Origin of the sequence: Haloarcula sp. CGMCC 1.6347, from assembly GCF_037078395.1 — an archaeon.
Taxonomy (GTDB): Archaea; Halobacteriota; Halobacteria; order Halobacteriales; family Haloarculaceae; genus Haloarcula; species Haloarcula amylolytica.
Map to the genome: position 1 here is coordinate 258,605 of NZ_JAYMGX010000001.1, position 14,826 is coordinate 273,430.

20 protein-coding genes and 1 tRNA gene are annotated in these 14,826 nt (G+C 61.4%); 14 read left to right on the forward strand and 7 right to left on the reverse strand.

Going from position 1 to position 14,826, the window contains the following annotated elements:
• Position 1 precedes the first annotated feature (1 nt).
• From VI340_RS01360 to VI340_RS01390, 7 genes are all read right to left on the reverse strand, one after another.
• Positions 2–496: a hypothetical protein gene (locus tag VI340_RS01360; protein WP_336357618.1), complete on the reverse strand. Its 495-nt coding sequence runs from the start codon at positions 494–496 to the stop codon at positions 2–4.
• On the reverse strand, positions 489–962 hold the full coding sequence (locus VI340_RS01365; protein ID WP_336357619.1) for a hypothetical protein: 474 nt from the start codon (positions 960–962) through the stop codon (positions 489–491). The genes VI340_RS01360 and VI340_RS01365 overlap by 8 nt, the downstream gene beginning before the upstream one ends.
• A 69-nt stretch (positions 963–1,031) precedes the next feature.
• Positions 1,032–3,365: an STT3 domain-containing protein gene (locus VI340_RS01370; RefSeq protein ID WP_008310989.1), complete on the reverse strand. Its 2,334-nt coding sequence runs from the start codon at positions 3,363–3,365 to the stop codon at positions 1,032–1,034.
• Between the two features lie 48 nt (positions 3,366–3,413).
• The gene (locus VI340_RS01375) at positions 3,414–4,409 is read right to left on the reverse strand and encodes an NAD-dependent epimerase/dehydratase family protein (protein ID WP_336357620.1); all 996 of its coding nucleotides are present in this window, start codon (positions 4,407–4,409) and stop codon (positions 3,414–3,416) included.
• Complete coding sequence (locus VI340_RS01380; RefSeq protein WP_336357621.1) at positions 4,402–5,334, reverse strand: NAD-dependent epimerase/dehydratase family protein; 933 nt, start codon at positions 5,332–5,334, stop codon at positions 4,402–4,404. Before VI340_RS01380 ends, VI340_RS01375 begins: the two co-directional genes overlap by 8 nt.
• 2 nt (positions 5,335–5,336) lie before the next feature.
• Complete coding sequence (locus VI340_RS01385) at positions 5,337–6,509, reverse strand: NAD-dependent epimerase/dehydratase family protein (protein ID WP_008310983.1); 1,173 nt, start codon at positions 6,507–6,509, stop codon at positions 5,337–5,339.
• Between the two features lie 123 nt (positions 6,510–6,632).
• On the reverse strand, positions 6,633–7,094 hold the full coding sequence (locus tag VI340_RS01390) for a GDP-mannose mannosyl hydrolase (protein ID WP_008310982.1): 462 nt from the start codon (positions 7,092–7,094) through the stop codon (positions 6,633–6,635).
• A gap of 96 nt (positions 7,095–7,190) precedes the next feature.
• On the opposite strand from VI340_RS01390, the gene VI340_RS01395 reads away from it, so the two are divergent.
• The 14 genes from VI340_RS01395 (at position 7,191) to VI340_RS01455 (ending at position 14,507) form a co-directional block, all read left to right on the forward strand.
• Positions 7,191–7,263, forward strand: a tRNA-Pro gene (locus VI340_RS01395).
• A 171-nt stretch (positions 7,264–7,434) separates the two neighbouring features.
• Complete coding sequence (locus VI340_RS01400; protein ID WP_004964360.1) at positions 7,435–7,989, forward strand: SWIM zinc finger family protein; 555 nt, start codon at positions 7,435–7,437, stop codon at positions 7,987–7,989.
• A 139-nt stretch (positions 7,990–8,128) separates the two neighbouring features.
• Entirely contained in the window at positions 8,129–8,581 is a 453-nt protein-coding gene (locus VI340_RS01405) for a hypothetical protein (RefSeq protein ID WP_058992735.1), read from the forward strand.
• Between the two features lie 97 nt (positions 8,582–8,678).
• Complete coding sequence (locus VI340_RS19815; protein ID WP_442905115.1) at positions 8,679–8,804, forward strand: ribbon-helix-helix domain-containing protein; 126 nt, start codon at positions 8,679–8,681, stop codon at positions 8,802–8,804.
• Positions 8,805–8,875: 71 nt separating this feature from the next.
• Positions 8,876–10,033 carry a hypothetical protein gene (locus tag VI340_RS01410; RefSeq protein WP_336357622.1) on the forward strand — a complete coding sequence of 386 codons (1,158 nt, stop codon included), beginning with the start codon at positions 8,876–8,878 and terminating at the stop codon, positions 10,031–10,033.
• A gap of 2 nt (positions 10,034–10,035) precedes the next feature.
• Positions 10,036–10,467 carry a hypothetical protein gene (locus VI340_RS01415; RefSeq protein ID WP_336357623.1) on the forward strand — a complete coding sequence of 144 codons (432 nt, stop codon included), beginning with the start codon at positions 10,036–10,038 and terminating at the stop codon, positions 10,465–10,467.
• A 6-nt stretch (positions 10,468–10,473) separates the two neighbouring features.
• Positions 10,474–11,094, forward strand: a complete 621-nt coding sequence (locus VI340_RS01420) for a hypothetical protein (RefSeq protein WP_336357624.1) — start codon at positions 10,474–10,476, stop codon at positions 11,092–11,094.
• 95 nt (positions 11,095–11,189) lie between these two features.
• Positions 11,190–11,345, forward strand: a complete 156-nt coding sequence (locus VI340_RS01425) for a hypothetical protein (RefSeq protein ID WP_154021006.1) — start codon at positions 11,190–11,192, stop codon at positions 11,343–11,345.
• 3 nt (positions 11,346–11,348) lie between these two features.
• On the forward strand, positions 11,349–11,663 hold the full coding sequence (locus VI340_RS01430) for a hypothetical protein (protein ID WP_058992725.1): 315 nt from the start codon (positions 11,349–11,351) through the stop codon (positions 11,661–11,663).
• Positions 11,663–12,124 (forward strand): hypothetical protein, encoded by a 462-nt coding sequence (locus tag VI340_RS01435; RefSeq protein WP_058992723.1) that lies wholly within the window; start codon positions 11,663–11,665, stop codon positions 12,122–12,124. Before VI340_RS01430 ends, VI340_RS01435 begins: the two co-directional genes overlap by 1 nt.
• Before the next feature lie 3 nt (positions 12,125–12,127).
• On the forward strand, positions 12,128–12,931 hold the full coding sequence (locus VI340_RS01440) for a hypothetical protein (protein WP_058992721.1): 804 nt from the start codon (positions 12,128–12,130) through the stop codon (positions 12,929–12,931).
• 19 nt (positions 12,932–12,950) lie between these two features.
• Positions 12,951–13,154: a hypothetical protein gene (locus VI340_RS01445; protein ID WP_064287524.1), complete on the forward strand. Its 204-nt coding sequence runs from the start codon at positions 12,951–12,953 to the stop codon at positions 13,152–13,154.
• The gene (locus VI340_RS01450; protein WP_336357625.1) at positions 13,151–13,618 is read left to right on the forward strand and encodes a hypothetical protein; all 468 of its coding nucleotides are present in this window, start codon (positions 13,151–13,153) and stop codon (positions 13,616–13,618) included. Before VI340_RS01445 ends, VI340_RS01450 begins: the two co-directional genes overlap by 4 nt.
• 1 nt (position 13,619) lies before the next feature.
• Positions 13,620–14,507 carry a hypothetical protein gene (locus VI340_RS01455; protein ID WP_336357626.1) on the forward strand — a complete coding sequence of 296 codons (888 nt, stop codon included), beginning with the start codon at positions 13,620–13,622 and terminating at the stop codon, positions 14,505–14,507.
• Positions 14,508–14,826: the final 319 nt, after the last annotated feature.

Consider the following 14,826-nt stretch of genomic DNA (forward strand, 5'->3'; position numbering starts at 1 on the left):
GTCAGTTACCTGCCTGTATTCGCCTGTCGATGACGGCTACCGTGCCGGCAGCGAGTAGCGCCACAACGAGCACGGTCGGGTCCGAAGACACGTACAGGCTCGGCGTCGGCGGCCGCCAGTTCGTGAACGGATACAGCCAGGCACTCGCTCGCCCGTCGGCGTACACTCGCATCCCATCGAGCAGCAGCGACGTGAGGCCGCCGAAGGTTACGAGGCCGAACACGCGCCGCCAGTGGCGTCTCTCGAATGCGACGGTGATGACACCGGCCAGTAGCAGAAATCCACCGAGTGTGGAGAGGGGAGCATAGGTAAACGGAATACCGAGAAGTGCTTCGACCGTGCTCTCATCAACTACGATTCCGACTTTCACCAGATCGGGAATTGCCGCACCACCCATCCCAACGACGACCCAGCGCTTATCGAGCCAGTCGACGCGCCAGCTCGCGACCGTGAGGAGGATGTATGGTACGAGCAGGTGGGTCAACAGGTCAGCCATCGCGGGCCTCCAGTGTCCACGTATCTCGGTCGACACGCCAATAGCGGAAGAACAGGAGTAGGAATCCAAGCGCGCCGACAGCCGAGGCACCGTACTTGTAGAACTCCGCCCACCGACTGCTGTTGACGACTTCGACGCGCTCGGCCGCTATCGCCCGATCTGGCTCAAGCGTTCCGTACACCTGAACGACGCCACCGGGTTCGACGGCCGCTTCCGTCCCAGTGACCCTGAGCGTTATTGCCGTCCCGTCGCTTTCGGCCCTGATTGCCATTCCGCCATCGCCGGTCTCCGTCACTGTTCCAAACACCATGAGGTGCTGTCCGACGTACGACTCGTACCCGGTCGAAAGGTCCGCAGCATCTGGATACGGGGACCGCTGCTCTTCTGTAACTGCCGCGTGGACGAACAGTCCACCGAGTATCAGACACAGCACAAGTACGATGACGGCACGAACCCAGACGCGCACACTCTCTGTTCTTTCGGTGGGTACAATGGTCGTTTCGCTTCAGAACCACAGCGTGTCTGTCTCCGAAAATCACTCGACAGTGACGTTGCCGCCGTCGTACACTGTCTGTTCTGTGACTTCGACGGTCGTTTCACTTCCGCTATCGGTCGTCACGGTGTATATCCCGGGGTTTGCGACGGTAACAGTGAACGCACCGTTCCGGTCGGCTGTCGTCTGGCGCTCGTAGTCGACCTCCCTGTCTGAGACGGCGACTGTCGTTGCGACCGAGACGGTCGAATTCGGGGCTGCAGTCCCCCGGATCTCTCCACCGGGAACGACCGCGAACGCCTTGTGGCTCCCGTCTTCGCTCGTGAAGAGCGGCCGGTAGCGGGCCAGTCCGTCCACATCTCCGTTCTGGCTTCCGAAGTGCTGGTGTAACCGAGTGTACATCGTGCTGGGTTCCTCCAGTTCCATCTCTGTCGTTACGACGTATCCGACTCGACCGGAAATCCGATTGTGGGCCTCATCAGGGTCCGTTGCTGCGACAAACGGCCCGTACGTCTGGCGGGCGTAGCTGTAGCTCCGTGACTCACCGTTGACGAAGTAGTTGTACACGCGGTTCTGTCCCCAGCGGCTGAGGACGTAGTTTTCGGGGTAATCGAGCCCGCGATCGGCGGCGTCTGCCTCGATTGCAGTCGCCGCACTGTAGGTCCCGTCCTCGACGAGCACCTGGCTCGTTTTGACTGGAACCTGCACCATTCCGAGGGCCCCGAACAACAGAAACAACACGACCAGCGATGCAACTGCCCGGCTGTCGGGAACGAGTACGTCTCGAAGGTCGCTGTCGCCAGTCGTCAGCACCGGTCGGGCGAGATCGACCCACGAGGCGGCCCAGACGAACGCGAGGCCGGCGAACAGTGCGAGAAACGGGGCCAGTTCGCCGACGAAACGGACCTGAATCACGGCGAGAGCGAACAGCACCCAGGCGTAGCTACTGGCGACGAGCCAGCCGCTTCGGTCGTTCCGAGCGAGGTCGATTCCCCACGCCATTGCTGGAAGCGCCAGGAACAGCGTCAGGCCGAGCAGGAACAGGAAGCCGAAGGCGTCTGCGCTGAACAGTCCGTACGTCTCGGCGATCGCGTCGGACCGAAACAGCGTATCGAGCCGCCTGTCGAACGTGCCCCACTGTTCTGTGAAGCCGAAACGAAAGACGAGGAGGCTGACGACGCCAAGTCCGACATCGACCACAGCCAGTTGTCTGGCAGTGCCACCGAATCGTCTGGCCGCTTCTGCTGTCGCGATGACGACGACAGTGCCCAGCGTCAGCAGTGCTGGCGTGCTAGCGACGAGCGCAGTCTGCCAGCCGGTGACAGTATGAACACTCCAGGCGAGTATCGCGCCGAGGCTAACGCCGGCAAGGACCGGCGCGTTCCTGACCAGTGCCGACCGGTCGTTTGAGCCATCCAGCAGTGTCTGTCCCAGCACCACCAGACAGACCGGCAGGACAAGCAATGGCCCGGCTTCCCACGCAAGTACCTGTCCGGCAATCCCGACACCGATACCGACCGCGGCGATCCACGGCTGGGGTCGCCGAAGCGACGTTCGGTTCGTGGCCGTCGTTAGTGCGACCACGAGTGCAAGCGCGGTGAGTCCCAGCCAGGGATAGTCGAAGGCGTGGTGATCTGCGAAACCCAGGCTCGTCCGAAAGGCGTGGCCGGGAATGAACGCCAGGAAGAGGACCGATGCGAGACCGACACGCCGATCGCCGGACACCCGAACCGCGAGTAGATAGAGCAGGACGCCCGTGACGAGTGCCGACACGACCGGATACCAAGCGAGAACGTGGCCAATAACTGCTTTGCTCCCGCCGAAGAGGCTGGCGACCCACCAGAGCGTCGCGACCGTGAGTGGCTCCCCGTTGGTTACTACATCCGGAATCACGGAGAGCGCTCCGAAATCGGCCGGGCCGCCAGCGCTTGCCGCGACCTGCTCGACGTGATATCTGTAGTAATACGGATCGTTACTCGACAGGACGATGTCGTCGCCGCGGTAGATCGACCCGATGACGTACGTTCGGGCGACAAACACGACCGCTAGAGCAGCGACGAGCAGGCCAGTTGCTCGCGCGTCGAAATCAAACCGTAGCGCGTCACCGAGAGCCGTCCCGCTCTCGCTGTCGCTACCAACCGCGGAGTCATCGTTGAGCGCGGCCCGCACAGTGTCGGGATCAGCGACGCGGTACTCGTCACCGTCTTTCTCGACGATGCCCGCTGAGACGAGTTCACCGAACTGGCCCGAATCGATGGGAATGTCGTCGAACGTCCAGCCGTCCTGTTCGTCGTCGACGGCCAGAACCGCCGCTGTCGCGTCTCGTAGCTCGGGTCGGTCATCGAGTACCGCTCCCGCCCCGGGCGTATCGCTCATGTATCCTCTCTTTCCGGTCTGGCGAATAAATCCATCGGGACTCGCCGTCTACGTGTTTGCCGACTCTAGCGCCGCTCGAACCGCCGATTCCACGTCGTGTTCCGGCGTCCAGCCCAGTACGTCGGTCGTTCGGCCGGTGTCGACCGGGAACGAATCGACGAGCGTCTCGTCGTCGCCCCGCGGGTTCTCGACCAGTTCCACGTCGGCATCGATGTCGGCGGCCGAGGCGGCGATATCCTTGACGAGTTTGGCGACGGTGTGAACACCCGGGTCTTCGTCGCTGGCGATTTCGTACTTCTCGACGCCGGTCTCGCCGCGGTCCAGTTGCTCCAGTAGCCGTTCGCAACTGTCGACGTACGCCCGGGCCACGTCCTTGACGTGGATGAAGTTCCGGGACTGCGTCCCGGGCTCGTAGACGGTCAGCGTCTCGCCGGCGAGCGCGCGGTTCACGAAGAAGTTGATGACAGTCCCCTTTGAGACGGTTTGACCGTCTATCTCGTGACTGCCGTAGAGGTTCGAGATCATGAACTGGTGGGCGGGGAACGCGCCCTCGGCGTACGTCTCGATGTCGCGCTCGTTGAGCAGTTTCGTCCGCCCGTACCAGTTCAGCGGGTCTCGGGGGTGGTCGACCGTAATGGGGAACTCCTGTGGGTCGCCGATAACGGCCATCGAGAACGGGAAGATCAGCGCCGCGCCGGTCTTGCGGCAGAACCAGGCGACGTTGTCGGTCCCCTGAACGTTGACCTCGTAGGCCAAGTCCTGCTTCTCTTCGCAGTCGTCGACGCCGGAAACCGCGGCGAGGTGCATCACGACGTCGGCCCCGTCTAGCACCGCTTCCAGTCGGTCCCGGTTCCGGATATCGACGTGTTCGATGTCGACATCGCCGACGGACCGCACGGTGCCGAGATAGAAGTTGTCGATGGCGGTGATCTCCCAGTCGGGGTGGGCCTGCTGTAGCTCGTAGATGACGCGACTGCCGATGTAGCCCGCACCGCCGGTGACGGCGATGTGGGGCGTGTTGTCTGTGGGTTCTGTCTCAGGCATTGGTGGTAAATTTCTCTGCGAGGTCGCGGACGCCCTCACGGAGCGTCCACGATGGTTCGAAGCCGGTCTGACTCAGTCGGTCGAAGTTGACGTGATACGACGGGCCGGGATGCTCGTCTTCGAGATAGGTCACGTCGACCGGGGCGACCTCGTCGGCGACGATATCGGCGATTTCCGAGATCTGGTAGTTCGATTCCATCGACCCGACGTTGTACACCGACTCGGCCCAGGACTCGGGGTCGCACGCGGCCTCCGCGTAGGCGCGGGCGGCGTCCCGGACGTGGATGAACGGCCGCCAGTTCGAGCCGTCGCCGTAGACGGTGAGCGGGCGGCCGGTGAGCGCGCGGAACACGAAGTAGTTCACGACGAGGTTGAACCGGATGCCCGGCGCGTGGCCGAAGTTGGTGGCCATCCGCAAGGCGGTGCCGGTCATGTCGAACTCCTCGCAGTACTCCCGTAGCAGCGTCTCGGACTGGAGTTTCGTCTCCGCGTAGGGGTTTATCGGGTCCGGATCGATTGTCTCGTCGATGTCGGTGCTGGTCGCGCGGCCGTAGACGTTACACGAGGAGGCGAAGACGACGTGGTCGACGCCGAGTTTGCCGGCCGCGGTCAGGACGTTCTCGGTGCCGTCGTAGTTGATGGCGAACGTCTCTTCGCGGCGCTCGTGGGTGCTCGACGCGCCAGTGATAGCCGCGAGGTGGATGACGCGGTCGACGCCGCGCATAGCGCTCTCCACGTCGCCGTACTCGCGGACGTCGCCGCGGCGGAATTCGAGGCCGTCCCCGAGCGTCCCGAGCAGCGCACGCGGCGATCCCGAGGAGAGGTCGTCGAAGACGACGACGCTATCCACCCGGTCGTCCGCGCGCAGCAGCGGGACCAGCGCGCTGCCGATGTAGCCACAGGCTCCGGTGACCAGCACGTCCATCGTCAGTCCTCGCTCAGGACGCCCGGCAGGAACCGGTCCTCGTGGGCTTCGATGGTGTCGGCGTACCGCGTCAGCGTCCCGAAGATGTCGCCGACGCCGTCCTCGAAGGACTGGGACTGGCCGCCGATGAGGTCGGCGTAGCGGTCGTTTTCGATCTCCATCTTGTGCGTCTCGTCCTCGTCGCGGGGGTTCTCGAAGTGCTCGACGTCCACATCGAGGTCGTACTCGCTACCCACGTCGGCGATGGTCTCGGCGATTTCGACGATGCTGATGGCGCGCGTGACCTGGTTGTACACCGTCAGACCCTCGGGGCGCTCGTCGGGATCAGTCAGGGCCACTTCGGCCAGCCCTTCGACGGCGTCCTCCAGCGAAATGAACGGCTTGCGCTGTTCGCCCTTGCCGTAGACGGTGACGGGGTAGCCCGCGACGGCCTGCGCACAGAAGCGGTGCGTGACCGTCCCGAAGTAGTAGTCGAAGTCGAAGCGGGTCTTCAGCCGGTCGTCCTCGCGGGTCTCCTCGGTCTCGGTACCGTAGACAATGGCCGTTCGCACGTCCGAAATCGGGATGTCGAACTGCGTGTGGGCCAGGCGCATGTTCTGTGCGTCGAAGCCCTTGGTCGCGTGGTACCAGCTCCCGCCCATGTTGGGGAACGGCACGTCGTCGCGCTCGCCCTGGTTCTCCATCGCCGCGCCGCCTTCCGGAATCGGGAACTCCGGCGCGCCGTAGACGCCCGTCGTCGTCGTCTCGACGAAATGGGTGTCCGTGAGGTCGTGTTCTTCGAGGCCCCACAGGAGGTTCCGCGTCGCCTGTAGGTTGTTGTGCTGAGTGTAGTTCGCTCGCTCGCCGTTGATCTGGGAGTACGGCGCGGAGGGCTGGGCGGCGGTGTGGACGACGACCTCCGGCTCGTGGACCGTCAGCAGTTCGTCGACGAAGGCCTTCTCGGCGAGGTCGCCCTCGACGAAGGAGAGGTTCGTCAGGCCGTGGACCTCGCGAGCCGCATCGAGGCGCTCGTCGATGCTGGCAACCGGTGTCGCGCTCGTCGCGCCGACGTCCTCGACCCACTCCCGTCGGGCGAAGTTGTCTACGAGCAGCACTCGGTCGTCCGTTCGGTCCGCGATTCGCAGTGCGGCCGGCCACCCGACGTAGCCGTCGCCGCCAGTGATGAGGATGGTCATAGTTACTCAGTTAGTGAGTAACTGCGATGCGTAATCAATCTTCTGTTCAGTTGCCTGCTAGTCTCGTCCAGCCTGACTGCTCATGAGACACGTATTCGTCCGCAAAACAGCACTGTTCACCCGCTACTGGCCGATATCGAATCGCTCGAAGTATTCCGTGACGTACTGGTTTGCATCTGCCGGTGGCTCCGTGACGGTGCGATACGAGTCGTGCTGGTCGTCGAGTGTAATCTCCGCTCCGCCGTCGGGCACGACTCGGTAGACAATCGGTATCGTGTGTCTGGAGTCGACACCGTCGACTGACGACGTGTCCCAGAAGTGTTCGCTGACGCCAAGCCGTTCCGTCGCAACCGATGTGAGGCCGAGTTCCTCCCGGGCGATGCGTTCTGCCGCGTCGTCCAGCCGCTCGCCCTTGTAGAGGCGACTCCCCGGCCAGAACCACTCGCCTTTGGCTGGCTCGTTCTGCCGCCGTGTCAGCAAGATACCACCCTCGTACTCGACGACGAGGTCGACACAGGGCTGGGGCATATTGTCGAGACAGGTCGCGAACGTCTCCGTCGGAATGCGTTCGTCGTGGCGGTCCATACCTCCCGCTTGCGGGCCGCCGGTGAAACCGCTCCGCTTCCCGCCGTTTCGCAACCGTTAAAACTGACCCTGTCTTCTAGCCGATTGCTATCGCACGGGCCGGTGGGGTAGCCTGGTATCCTTCGGCCTTCGGGTGGCCGTAACCGCGATTCGAATTCGCGCCGGCCCATACCATACAAACCCTTTTTCCCGGGTTTCCTAACAGTTAGCGGCCGCTCTACGGGGTGGTCGCTGTGAGTATTCAGCGGGCTCACGAGCTGTCCATCTGCGACTACTGCGGCGGCTACATCGAATCACCACGACAGCCGTGCCCGGCGCTAGACGAGGGGGTGTGTCGTCCATGAGCCGTGCCAGCCGCAGCTGGCAGGCGAGCGACGACCTGCCTCAGTCTGTTGGTGGCCCGTCGACGTTGTCGATGCCCGACGACTGGACGCTGTCGACGGCGTGGAAGCGCGCACAGTCCGAGAACGACCGAGGCGGCGCTATCAACGACGCCGAGCGTGTCGTCTACCTGAGTGACGGCGACAGCACTCACCGCGTGCTGTGGGCGCTACAGGGCCGCACACTCGTCGCAGACTGCGACTGCGCCGGCTACCAGTACCACGGCGGCTGGTGTGCCCACGTCGCTTCGCTGTGGTGGCAGTGGGTCCGCGGGCAGATCGTCGTCGCACATCTCGACACCGGCCGCGAGTACCCATCACCACCAGCATGGCTCCGCCTCGACGACGAACCGACCGCTTTCAACCAACTCACTCCTGCCGAACTCGACGCTTACCTGACCTGTGACCTCGGAAGCCTCGGGGTTCGGGAGTACGCCCGACTCTCCGGTCGCTCGCCCGGAACCATCGGGAACCTACTCCGCTCTGCCCGTGACGAGATGGAGGGCCGCCGATGACACAGGCGCGCACGCCCGCCCTAGCGCGTGACCTTCTGGCGACCCCATGGGGGGCTGTCCTACACGTACCAACATCGGCGTCCGTCACCGCGCCGTATGGGGATTCGGCCCCGTCTTACGGGGAGGTGGCTAGTCAGACATGACTGGTGGAAGCCAACTTCACGAAGAAGATGGGAGTGACAAAATCACCTTCCGTCTGTCGACCACGCTGAAAGAACAGTACAAGGAACAGGTCGACAACATGAGCGCCGATCTAGAGGAATACGTTCGTCAGCGCGTTTCGGAGCCGGAGACTGATGGCGGGCTTGAACCATATGCTGACCCGGACAATCGAGAACTTGCCATTGCCTACCGGACGCTCTGCGAGAAGCGCACTGATAACGGCATTGTCCGAGGAGAAAGCGCGAAGCGTGCACTTGCTCAGGCTGTCGATAGTATCGACCAACAAGACGCACAGCGCCTTCTTGCCCGACTTGAGAAACGCGGGTATGTCCATCTTCAGAACGGGATACCACCAAGCGACTACACCGCTGTCCACGTCCGACCGTTCTCACGTAAGGGTGGAACTCAGAACCAAACTGCCGATGCGTGATATCCGTCTTGCTTAGTTAATTATTAACTAAGCAACAGGTTTTATTTTGTATATAGCCCCATCAAAGACTATGACTCGAAATACAACCGGTGTATCGATGCCCGAGTCAATGGTCGAAAACATCGACGAGAACTACGTAGCGGCCGGATACCACAGCCGCTCTGATTTGATACGAGATGCGATTCGTGACAAGTTGTCTCAGATTGAACACCAGTCAAAGTAACCCGTTTCTCTATTCTCTGTTGTTGACAACAAGCGAGCACCCTTGTTAGTAGTGCCACTATCGCCGGCCGCATGGCCGCCAGCGAGGAAACAGACAGCTCCCAACCTGCGGACCCTTCTACAGTAGCGGAATTAGAGGCGCTACCGTACAGCGAGAAACAGCGTCTCGCCGGGGAACACGGGTACGGGCGAATTGTCGGTGTAGAGGAGGCAGAATTAGAGAATTTTCTCACAGATACACTCGCACTCAGTGAGAGCGAGAACGTCGACAGTGGCAACGATAGCGAACCGGAGGGAGGAACCCAGACAGTGACAAACTCAGAGAGTACGAGCGCCAGCACAGAGACACAGACAGACGCTATCTCCGTCGGTCACGAGGGGAAAGAGAAGCTATCCCCTGAAGGAGCGCCAGACGACGAAGGAACAGCAGTAGAACCACCCAGCGGTGTCGACTTAGACGGGCTGTCACCAGACGACCTCGAACCGAGTGAGTCGGCGTCACCAGCGAATCAGAGCGAGAATAGCAAACACGCTGAGAAACCAGAACAGCAGGAGCAGAACGACAGTAGCGAGAACAGCGAGGATAGCGGTGGCCTGTTGGACCGGATACGTGGCGATAGCGACCGTTCAACAGACGAAATCGTAGCGGAAGCAGATAGCGAGGGAGAACGACAGCGCCGCGAGGAAGTCCGTGAGACGTTCGCTGACGCCTTCGGTGAGGAGCCAGGAGAGAGCGGCGACAGTGCCGAGGGACAACCCGACTCCGGCGGTGACCACTCACCAGCGGGAACCCAGCAGGCCAGCGGCATGGTAGTTGATGAGACGGTCGTGAAGCACCTCATTGGAATGCCCTTCTCGATGACCGCGACGATGACTGACTGGGAGGGCTGGGAACTCTCTGAACAGGAGAAAGCGGCCAATGCAGAGCTGTTCATCGCCATGTGTGACGAGCACGATGTCGATGTCGGCCCGACAGCGATGTTCGCTCTATCGATGCTGGGAACCGCTGGGGGCCGAGCGATGCGCTATCGTCGCCATCGAGATACTGACCCGGTTGAGACTGACCGGAAACAGAGCGAAGACGCTCCTGAATTCAACGACGACGTGACAGCGGTACGCGGTCAGGACGGCCGTCGAGATCGCCGCGACACTCGCGCCGAACACAGAGCAGAACAGAGCGAGAACAGCGCAGAAAGCGAATTCGATTTTGAAGACAGCAGTACCTGGTAATCATGCAGGAAATCATTCAGCAGCTCGCGTTAGTAGCGAGTCAGGCAGACGAATCGCCCGAAGAACGAACGCAGCGACTCAAACAAGTTGCCGACGACAGTGGTGCAACGGCCCGGACACTCTACGAGGTGGAGGAAGATCTTCGCGGACTGGGATGGTCCGCTCTTGTCGACAATGAGGAAGCAGTCGACCAGATCGAGGCGAAGCTACAGGGGTTCGCTCCGATGTTCGGCCTCGACCCACAACGCGCGGAGGACCAGTTTGGTCCTGAGACATTCATCCATCTCTTCTCGCAGTACGCGCTTGCGAGGCCGGAGGCGACAGCCTACGCTATCGCTACGCTTGACGACGTACTCACCCGGCGCGGGCTGTACGATGAGCTTGACGTCGACGTACCGGAACCCGGCGAGTACAGCGGCAGCGAGGGGCAATAGCAAGCGATGGATATTGACCTGAGCGAAATCTCGGTCATCCTCGGCCAGAAGAACTCGGGGAAGTCAGTGCTCTTCGAGCACCTGCTGACCCAGACAGAGCGCTACATCTGTATCGATCCGAACGCCGAGCATGGACCACCGGGTGCGGTGTTTCCCGATGATCCCGGTGACGTGCTCGACCACTGGATGCGCGGCAACACTCAGCAGGTAATTCGAGAAAATCCGTTCACCGAGGATGTCCTCGACGAGTACCTTCGAGCGTTCGGCCAGCTCAAGCGGTGTTACCTCTATCTCGATGAGGCACACAACTGGATGTCCGCACATCATATTCCCGAAGTCCTTCAGCACCTCGTGAAGTGGCACGTCACCCACGCTAACTGTGGGTTGGTACTCGCCGCTCACAAGGCGAAAGAAGTCCACGATCAGATCTGGACACAGACGGACAACTACCTGATTTTCGCCTACGGTGACCACGAGGACAGCAAATTCAGCAAGGTGAGTATCCCCGACAAGCACCGGGTGACCGAGATGGACCCGAACGCGTACCAGTTCCTCACGTACAAAGATGTGGCTGGAGCATCATCGACTATCAGAGGGCCGGTTGAGATTCCGGCGCACCTACGATAGCGTAAAATAGCGCGTACAGACTTCTCGCGGCCATCCGCTATCGGTGTTGTCAACAAACAAATACTGAATCATCCCTCGCGGCAACTACTGGTCGCATGGTTTCGACCAGCACAAGCGGAAACTCGGAGTCGGGTGGGTCACCCAGTAGCTCCGGGTCCAATGGTATCGTCGAGTTCCTGAAAACGCCCATCGGGATGGCTGCTGTGGGCGGGTTCGGGGCTGCAATCATCGCGGGCTACTTCATCATCTGAATTATGGCACTACAAGTCTCTGAACGGAACGCTGCTATCGGTGCCAGCGCGGCGGCAGGGCTTCCCGTTCTGATGTCGGCAGGAGGTATCAACATCGAGGATCGACTGGTGGACGTATCGAATGCAGTGTTTGAGGGCGACCTCGGCTCTGCATCGATGGTCACCGGTGGGGCCTTCTCGCTCATCGGGCTCGGGCTCATTGCGGCAGCATGGGTCGGCCCGCTTCGGGGCTCGCTCGGGATGCTCGCTATCGGTATCGGAATCGGCTTCGCTATGCTCGGTGTCCAGAGCTTCGACGCTGCACGGAGGGCCAACTGATGACCGACGAAACACTCAGCACGGAACTCCAGTACGCGACAGTCTCCGAGAACGTCGCGGGTACGCCGACGCCGATCACGACGTGGGACGTGCCGGAGGGAATCGCTATCTCTATCGCACAGGGATCGCCAGCGATTCTCGACGTTGAAGCCAAGGACGGCGGCAACGTCTCGCGCTCGACGAAGATCGGCTTCGGCTATCGGGAACCGAACGACCCGCTGGATTCGTGGACGGTCATCAGCGAGTTCGCCGTCTCACCGTTCAACACACTGTCGCTGAAGGACCAGCAGTCCGGCGAGAACGCACAACGCCGCCGGGTTCGGTTCCTCCGTGACCGAGTTCCGAATGGGCGGCTGACGCTGGAAGACGCTGACGAGCTGGCGCTTCTGGTGAACGGCCCCGACGTGGTCGACCCGGCAACGCTGTTCTTCAACTACCCCATGCAGGTGGACAACCGGTAGACCATGAGCGGAGCCAACGCACGGCCGGGGAAGACGGTCTACCTCGGTTCTGAGATGTTCGATTTCAAGAGCTATCAGCCCGGTTCAGAGGGAATCGTCGCCACGACGAAGGTCCCGAGCACACAGGTCTGGAAGGTTCCAGTCGGGATGCCGCTGGTGGTAGCACTCGTCGGCAAACAGACAGCGACGGCAGCAGGGGGTGACACTACTACGGTCGACCTCACTCCCGAGGCCCCGATCGTCGACTACATGGACGACGTGACTGCCGGCGAGTACACGACCGACGCCTCGCTCGTCGGCTACTTCGACAGCGACGGTGACGGTGACCCGGATACGCTCATTACTGACAGCACAGACACGCAGTACACTGGCACGTTCGGGACTGACGGCGATTTCGTTGCGTCGGCAGAGCTGAAAGAGACGACCGGAAACGGCGATGTCTCAGTCGCCTTCTACGCGGTGATGCGCCACGGGCTGACGAAGATACAGAAGCGCAACAGTGGGAAGGGCAACGTCTCGCAGGAACTTCAGAGCGAAGACAGTATCACATGGGCGTTCTCGAACCCGGATTCGCCGGAGACGGACCGCCAGATCACATGGGACGGACGCAACAGCGGGATGCGCGGTGTCCTCCCGCCGAAGTTCAACATGGACCTGCTGTTCTTCGACACAGAGTTCGCCACGGCTGTCGAGGCAGCCGACGCGGAGAACGTCGAGGTGAGTATCCCGGTGAATCAGCGGCCCCTTCGACCGGATGAGGAGGCTGCTGAACTCCGGCGAAAGGTGACCCAGACCATGGTGGCCTAACGGGCCACCGTTCCAACACATGGTGATTCTACACGACACTGACGACCCAGATAGCAGCAGTACCGATACTGGCTGCCCGTGTGACAGCGGCGGGAACGTGCTTGCAGGGCTTGCGGAGAAGGCCCGGATAGTGGCCGACCTGATAGCGCCGTTCTCGTCGCTGTTGACTTCGCTGGTGCAGGCTGCGACTGTTCTGGCACTGATTCGGGGGCAGTCGATATGAGCGGGTATGGACTCATCGGGACAGATACACCGATAGACGATCTGCTTGAACAGTACTTCCCCGGCGCACCGAGGAACGTGCTGTACGAGGCTTTCGAAGACGAAACGAACGCGCTGCTGGCGGCCCTGCTGATGGAGATGCGGGGCGACGACATCGACCAGAACGTTTCGGGCGACTCGGAAGCGGTGTACTACAGCGAACCCGGCGTTCCGGTTGACGATACCGACGAAGAGACGGTTTCGTGGGACTTCGCCGCGGATACCGTCGTCGTCTACGGATTTGACTCCCCGATAGTTGTCGCGTTCAAGTCGACAAATAAGGCTGACCGGTTCATCCCCCTGACCCCGTCGGACGCGCCGTTCTCTCTGTCCCCGCCGGGCGGGCTGGGTGCCTCAAAGCTGTGGTATCGGAAGATGACCGAGGGAGACGCCAGTACCTCCCTGAACGTGCTGGCACTCAAGTAAAATGACGTTTACAGGACCAAACGCAGTTACCTGGGGCGAAGCGCTCGCGGCACTCCGCGACAACATCGACAGTATCAGTGGCTGGAGTATCATCGACACATCGGCCAACGGCGGTGCGACTCCGCTCACTGCTGGTGAGTGGTTCGTGCTGGAGACGCCGAACGGCGAGAACCACCGTCTCAAAATCCGAGATAACAGATACAGCGGTGGCATAACCATGGAATCCGGTCCCTCGTGGGACGCCGGAAACACGACATGGGAAGACCGCTACGCCAACGATGTCGAACAAAAGACTGGAAGCGACGGATACGGCGATCCGATGGCGTACGCTCCAGACGACCGGGGTGGTAAGCGTATGTCCATGTCTCACTCCGTGAGCTACTACCTGGACTACACAGACTCGGGATGGGCATTCTACGCGGAACGGAACGAGGGCGATGGTAACGATGAAGACCTCGCTATCGGGATGGCCGAACTTTCGAAGACATGGGACTTCGACTCTGCGGCCAACCGGGAAAGCAACTACGCAATCCTGTGGCACGCACAGGCTTACGACACCGACTACAATAATAGACGAAAGAGGCAGTGGACGAACTTCCTCCCGGCGATGAGCGGCACGCAGTCGGGAAGCACACACCATGGCCGCGGGATGGTGAATCCCGACAACAACTACGCGAACTACACCACCACCGACAACGTCGTCGCCAGTTCGCAGTATCGGAACAACCGCAACAACGATGCAATCATCGGGACCCATGACCTGTGGATTCGGGAGGAAAGCGGTCAGGACGCAAGCCACGAGGACACGATACAGGATAGCGGTGCGAACAACCTGTACAAGCTCCTGAAGGCTCACAACGTCGCGCAGGTCGGTATCGGGATGAGGTAATCCGATGGCGACGTACACTGAAGCACCGGCCGGGACAACCGCAGGAAGCCAGATGCGCCCAATCCCGGCGAGGACGGGAACCGCTTCTGACGGGGAAACACTGAGTACGGAGCGTCCAACTCCCCAACGGGCGGCGACCGTCGCAGCTGGTGCGACGACCGACACGATACGGCCCCGTCCACGTCGGCCCGGTGACCGAGTAGATACGGTCACAGTCTCCCTCGACCGGCCACGGGTCACTCGTTCTCGGGACCACGCCACCAGCACCGACCGGAGCGGGGTACTTATTCCCGCAGCGTTTCGGCCGGTGAGAGTTTCG

Coding starts and splice junctions, on each gene's coding strand:
- VI340_RS01430 (WP_058992725.1), top strand. CDS start 11,349: ATGGCACTACAAGTCTCTGAACGGAACGCTGCTATCGGTGCCAGCGCG.
- VI340_RS01420 (WP_336357624.1), top strand. CDS start 10,474: ATGGATATTGACCTGAGCGAAATCTCGGTCATCCTCGGCCAGAAGAAC.
- VI340_RS01410 (WP_336357622.1), top strand. CDS start 8,876: ATGGCCGCCAGCGAGGAAACAGACAGCTCCCAACCTGCGGACCCTTCT.
- VI340_RS01375 (WP_336357620.1), bottom strand. CDS start 4,409: ATGCCTGAGACAGAACCCACAGACAACACGCCCCACATCGCCGTCACC.
- VI340_RS01405 (WP_058992735.1), top strand. CDS start 8,129: ATGACTGGTGGAAGCCAACTTCACGAAGAAGATGGGAGTGACAAAATC.
- VI340_RS19815 (WP_442905115.1), top strand. CDS start 8,679: ATGCCCGAGTCAATGGTCGAAAACATCGACGAGAACTACGTAGCGGCC.
- VI340_RS01370 (WP_008310989.1), bottom strand. CDS start 3,365: ATGAGCGATACGCCCGGGGCGGGAGCGGTACTCGATGACCGACCCGAG.
- VI340_RS01435 (WP_058992723.1), top strand. CDS start 11,663: ATGACCGACGAAACACTCAGCACGGAACTCCAGTACGCGACAGTCTCC.
- VI340_RS01445 (WP_064287524.1), top strand. CDS start 12,951: ATGGTGATTCTACACGACACTGACGACCCAGATAGCAGCAGTACCGAT.
- VI340_RS01450 (WP_336357625.1), top strand. CDS start 13,151: ATGAGCGGGTATGGACTCATCGGGACAGATACACCGATAGACGATCTG.
- VI340_RS01415 (WP_336357623.1), top strand. CDS start 10,036: ATGCAGGAAATCATTCAGCAGCTCGCGTTAGTAGCGAGTCAGGCAGAC.
- VI340_RS01385 (WP_008310983.1), bottom strand. CDS start 6,509: ATGACCATCCTCATCACTGGCGGCGACGGCTACGTCGGGTGGCCGGCC.
- VI340_RS01390 (WP_008310982.1), bottom strand. CDS start 7,094: ATGGACCGCCACGACGAACGCATTCCGACGGAGACGTTCGCGACCTGT.
- VI340_RS01425 (WP_154021006.1), top strand. CDS start 11,190: ATGGTTTCGACCAGCACAAGCGGAAACTCGGAGTCGGGTGGGTCACCC.
- VI340_RS01400 (WP_004964360.1), top strand. CDS start 7,435: ATGAGCCGTGCCAGCCGCAGCTGGCAGGCGAGCGACGACCTGCCTCAG.
- VI340_RS01380 (WP_336357621.1), bottom strand. CDS start 5,334: ATGGACGTGCTGGTCACCGGAGCCTGTGGCTACATCGGCAGCGCGCTG.
- VI340_RS01455 (WP_336357626.1), top strand. CDS start 13,620: ATGACGTTTACAGGACCAAACGCAGTTACCTGGGGCGAAGCGCTCGCG.
- VI340_RS01360 (WP_336357618.1), bottom strand. CDS start 496: ATGGCTGACCTGTTGACCCACCTGCTCGTACCATACATCCTCCTCACG.
- VI340_RS01440 (WP_058992721.1), top strand. CDS start 12,128: ATGAGCGGAGCCAACGCACGGCCGGGGAAGACGGTCTACCTCGGTTCT.